Source organism: Pseudomonas avellanae BPIC 631 (genome assembly GCF_000444135.1).
Lineage (GTDB): Bacteria > Pseudomonadota > Gammaproteobacteria > Pseudomonadales > Pseudomonadaceae > Aquipseudomonas > Aquipseudomonas avellanae.
Genome location: NZ_ATDK01000554.1, coordinates 1 through 3,986, shown reverse-complemented (window position 1 = coordinate 3,986; position 3,986 = coordinate 1). Strand labels below are relative to the sequence as shown.

The 3,986-nt window shown below is 56.6% G+C and carries 5 protein-coding genes and 1 other RNA gene; 3 read left to right on the top strand and 3 right to left on the bottom strand.

Translation table 11 applies throughout. The features are described 5' to 3' along the window. Positions 1-106 precede the first annotated feature (106 nt). The 3 genes from ssrA to smpB all read right to left on the bottom strand — a co-directional run bounded on the left by ssrA (position 107) and on the right by smpB (position 1,663). Positions 107-494, bottom strand: a transfer-messenger RNA (tmRNA) gene (gene ssrA, locus DW49_RS1000000131215). A 110-nt stretch (positions 495-604) separates the two neighbouring features. Then, complete coding sequence (locus DW49_RS0124460; RefSeq protein WP_005620440.1) at positions 605-889, bottom strand: hypothetical protein; 285 nt, start codon at positions 887-889, stop codon at positions 605-607. Positions 890-1,180: 291 nt separating this feature from the next. Next, positions 1,181-1,663, bottom strand: coding sequence for an SsrA-binding protein SmpB (gene smpB / locus DW49_RS0124455; RefSeq protein ID WP_003377471.1), 483 nt, complete (start codon positions 1,661-1,663; stop codon positions 1,181-1,183). Positions 1,664-1,776: 113 nt separating this feature from the next. On the opposite strand from smpB, the gene DW49_RS0124450 reads away from it, so the two are divergent. Genes DW49_RS0124450 through DW49_RS0124440 form a run of 3 tightly spaced genes read left to right on the top strand, consistent with a single transcriptional unit; the run spans position 1,777 to position 3,929 of the window. Beyond that, positions 1,777-3,180 carry a sodium-dependent transporter gene (locus DW49_RS0124450; protein WP_024420486.1) on the top strand — a complete coding sequence of 468 codons (1,404 nt, stop codon included), beginning with the start codon at positions 1,777-1,779 and terminating at the stop codon, positions 3,178-3,180. A 7-nt stretch (positions 3,181-3,187) separates the two neighbouring features. After that, positions 3,188-3,622: a type II toxin-antitoxin system RatA family toxin gene (locus tag DW49_RS0124445; RefSeq protein WP_005620437.1), complete on the top strand. Its 435-nt coding sequence runs from the start codon at positions 3,188-3,190 to the stop codon at positions 3,620-3,622. After that, positions 3,615-3,929, top strand: a complete 315-nt coding sequence (locus DW49_RS0124440) for an RnfH family protein (protein WP_005620435.1) — start codon at positions 3,615-3,617, stop codon at positions 3,927-3,929. Before DW49_RS0124445 ends, DW49_RS0124440 begins: the two co-directional genes overlap by 8 nt. Positions 3,930-3,986: the final 57 nt, after the last annotated feature.

The window sequence follows — 3,986 nt, the reverse complement described above, 5'->3', positions numbered from 1 at the left end:
GTTACCCATAACCTGCAAGCTAAGCTATTGATAAGATTTGAATTTTCCGTTAGTTGGTGGCTGATTTTTTCGAAAACAGTACACTAGGGCGTCTTCATTTGCAATTTGGTGGAGCCGGGGGGATTTGAACCCCCGTCCGCCAGTACTCCGCTGTCGGTACTACATGCGTAGCCGTGTCTATTAAGTTAACCCTCAGCGACCCGACGGGCAGGGTGCATTGGGCGAGTTGCGTAAGTTTTAGTCGCTTCGTCCACAACGTACTAGGCGACGATCCTGTTCTATATGACAATCATTTTGGGTTTACAGGCATCCCCTGATGATTGCTGGAGCCGAAGCTACCAGAAGTGCGGCTAGGCTGCTTACGCAGCTAGTTGAGCACCGTAGTTTTCGTCATTGGCAACTATAGAAAGTTGCAACAGTGGATTTACGAGTTCTGTTACCAACTCGGCATGCACCTAAAGTTTCATCACCGGCGTCGAATCCAAATCGGCCCCGAGACTGCTTTCGCAGTCGCTGGGGCGCAGTGTACGCCGATTGGCGTGCCACGTCGACCCGTTTGCTGCAATCGATCAGGCAAGCCCGCTGGCTGGCCTGATCGAGGGTGTTATTTGGTGCCTTCGCTGCCCGAACCGGTGTTTTTCAGCGAGGTGATCACCTTGGTGGTGATCTCGATGCATTTTTTCTCATCGTTCTGCGCTTGGGCCGCTTTGGCGTTTTTCTCGGTGGTTTCGAGCATGGTCTTGGTTTCAGGGCTCAGGTTGGTGCCGGAGGAAGCCTGGGCGTTTTCGATCGTTTTGATGTTGGCGCCACACAAGTCATCGGCGGCGAAAACCGGCGAAGCCAACAGGGCGGCGCTGAGGAACAATCCAGTGAGGGCGGTACGCATCATGTGTCTCTCCTTATAACCTGTGGACTCGGTATGGCCGGTCGTTGACGCCGTCGCCCGAGGGTTTGAAAGCCCGTTCATTTTCAGGGCCTAAAGGATTGACTGTGCTGTCACGCAGGCGTTCTATTTTATTTTTGCACAGATGCGAAAAAGCCACATTGGGCAGTTAAGGCACCAAAGTGGGGCGATCTTCGCGTTGAGGGTGTGATTATGCGGGGTAGGAAGGGGAGGCGAAATGATTGAAGCGGCGCAGCGCCAAATGCCTGATTCAAGGCATTTGGCGCTCGCAAAGGGCTAGTCGTCCTTGCCCTTGGTGCGCACGGCGCGCTGCAGCTCACGGTCCGAATCGCGTTCGCGTTCGGTGTGGCGCTTGTCGTATTCCTTTTTACCCTTACCCAAAGCAATTTCGCACTTGATCAAGTGCTGCTTCCAGTAAATGGAAAGGGCGACGCAGGCGTAGCCTTTTTGCTGAACCGAGCTGGTGAGCTTTTCGAGCTCGCGCTGGTTCAGGAGCAGTTTACGGGTGCGTGTCGGGTCAGCGATGACGTGCGTGCTGGCAGTCTTGAGAGGCGTGATGTGGCAACCCATCAACCAGGCCTCGCCGTCCTTGAGCAGCACGTAACTGTCAACCAGCTGTACCTTGGTGGCACGCAGGCTTTTTACTTCCCAGCCAGACAGGACCAGACCGGCCTCGAACTTGTGTTCGATGAAGTAATCGTGGCGCGCCTTTTTGTTCTGCGCGATGGTCCCTGTAGGGTGTTTCTTGAGCTTAGCCATAGGGGGCGCATTATAGGGAGTTGCATCAATGTCGGCTACGGGAAAGCGTGTGCTTGAGCACAAAGGTTGAATCCCGGACAATGCGCGATCTTTTTTGGCTGGGCGTTTCAATAATGTCGACGGACAAGGTTTCGGTCCACGGTAGCTGGGCAAGTCGCTGGGTGTTCATCCTGGCTGCCACCGGCTCTGCCGTGGGGCTGGGCAGTATCTGGAAATTCCCGTACATGGTCGGTGCCTATGGCGGCGGCGCATTTGTACTGGTATTTCTGGCCTGCATCGCGTTGATCGGCATTCCGGTGATGATCGCCGAGACGCTGATTGGTCGTCGTTCGCGGCTCAGTCCTGCGAATGCGCTCAGGACGCTGGCGGTGGAGGCGGGGCATTCGGCGCGTTGGTCGTGGGGTGCTTTTGCCGGGATGATCACGGCGCTGCTGATTCTCTCCTTTTATAGCGTGGTGGGCGGCTGGTCGCTGGATTACATCATCGACATGGGGCGTGGCGATTTTCAGGGCGTGACGGCGGATCAGGTCGGTGCGTATTTCGGCGCGATGATTGCCGACCCTTGGCGGCTGATCTTGTGGCACACGGTCTTTATGCTGCTATCGGCTGTGGTCATCGGCAAAGGTGTCGAGGCAGGGCTGGAGCGCAGCCTGCGGGTCATGATGCCGATGCTGTTCCTGCTGATGCTGGCGCTGTTGGGCTATAGCCTGACCACCGGGCACTTCATGGAAGGCGTGCATTTTATGTTCGACTTCAACCCTGACAAGGTGCTGGACGGTTTGCTGCCAGCAATGGGGCACGCCTTCTTCTCGTTGAGCGTCGGCGTTGGCTCGATCATGGTTTACGGCGCGTACATGACCAAAGGCGCCTCCATCAGCACGACGGTCGTGTGCATCGCATTGCTCGATACGTTTGTTTCGCTGCTGGCCGGCTTGGCGTTGTTCCCGATTGTCTTTGCCGCAGGGCTGAGCCCGAGCGAGGGGCCGGGGCTGATGTTTGTCGCGCTGCCGTTTGCATTTGGTAACGTTGCGTTCGGGCAGTTGATGGGCGTGGTGTTCTTTGTGCTGGTCGCGGTTGCGGCCTGGAGCTCTGCTATTTCGCTGCTGGAGCCGATGGTTGCGTACCTGGTCGAGCGCACCCGTATTCGCCGTGCCTGGGTGACGTTCTGGCTGGCATTTACCTGCTGGTTTGTCGGTCTGGGAACGGTGTTCTCGTTCAATATCTGGCAAAAAGCCAAGTTTTTCGTGAACGATGGAGGCGTATTCCACCTCTATCAATGGGGCGCATCGAATGGCCTGGACTTCTTTGGAGTCATTGATTTCTTCACCTCGCGGGTTATGTTGCCGCTGGGTGGGTTGTGTTTTGTAGTATTCGCTGGTTGGGTGATGGGCCGTGAGGCGGTGCGCGACGAATTGTCGATTCGCAGTCCGCTGCTCTTCAACCTGACGTTCTTTTTGATGCGCTACGTGGCGCCGCTCGGCATTCTTGTGGTGTTTGCCGCTCAGCTCTGGAAATGACGCTCACATGACTACGCACATACAACGCTCTGCTTTACTGCCGTACCCGGCCGGTTTCCTTTATGACCTGGTCAATGACGTGGCTCGTTATCCCGAGTTTCTGCCGTGGTGCTCTTCCGCTACCGTGCTTGACGCCAGCGAGTCGCAAATGCGCGCCAGCCTGGAGATCGCCAAGGGCGGTCTGAGTCAGAAGTTCATGACGCGCAATACGCTGGTCCCCGGCGAATCGATTGTGATGGATCTGGTCGAGGGGCCCTTCGAGCAGTTTCATGGCGTCTGGACGTTCAAGCCGCTGGGTGAAAAAGCCTGCAAGATCAGCCTGGATTTGTCTTTCGATTACGCCGGAACGATTGTGCGCGCCACGTTGGGGCCGTTGTTCAATCAAGCGGCCAACACGCTGGTGGACGCATTCTGCCAACGAGCGAAAGAGCTGCATGGCTGAGGTGTCGATCCAGATCGAAGTGGTGTATGCCACGGTTCAGCATCAGGTGTTGATGACGGTCGATGTGCCGGCAGGCTCGTCGGTACGTCAGGCGCTGGCGCTGTGTGGCATGGATCGGGAGTTTCCCGAGCTGGATCTGGCGCAGTGCCCTGTGGGTATTTTCGGCAAGGTGGTCGCTGACCCTGCAGCGCGAGTGCTGGAGGCGGGTGAGCGAATCGAGATTTATCGCCCCTTGCTGGCTGACCCGATGGAAATCAGGCGTCTGCGCGCTGCCAAAGCGCGTGAGAAAAGAACGCTGCCGGGCTGAACACCGGCTGAATGAAATACACAAAAAAGCCCGGCGTGCCGCAATGCTGTTCACTTA

What these genes read in the sequence shown, in the direction of transcription:
- DW49_RS0124460 (WP_005620440.1), bottom strand. Translation starts at nt 889, where the DNA reads ATGATGCGTACCGCCCTCACTGGATTGTTCCTCAGCGCCGCCCTGTTG.
- DW49_RS0124445 (WP_005620437.1), top strand. Translation starts at nt 3,188, where the DNA reads ATGACTACGCACATACAACGCTCTGCTTTACTGCCGTACCCGGCCGGT.
- smpB (WP_003377471.1), bottom strand. Translation starts at nt 1,663, where the DNA reads ATGGCTAAGCTCAAGAAACACCCTACAGGGACCATCGCGCAGAACAAA.
- DW49_RS0124450 (WP_024420486.1), top strand. Translation starts at nt 1,777, where the DNA reads ATGTCGACGGACAAGGTTTCGGTCCACGGTAGCTGGGCAAGTCGCTGG.
- DW49_RS0124440 (WP_005620435.1), top strand. Translation starts at nt 3,615, where the DNA reads ATGGCTGAGGTGTCGATCCAGATCGAAGTGGTGTATGCCACGGTTCAG.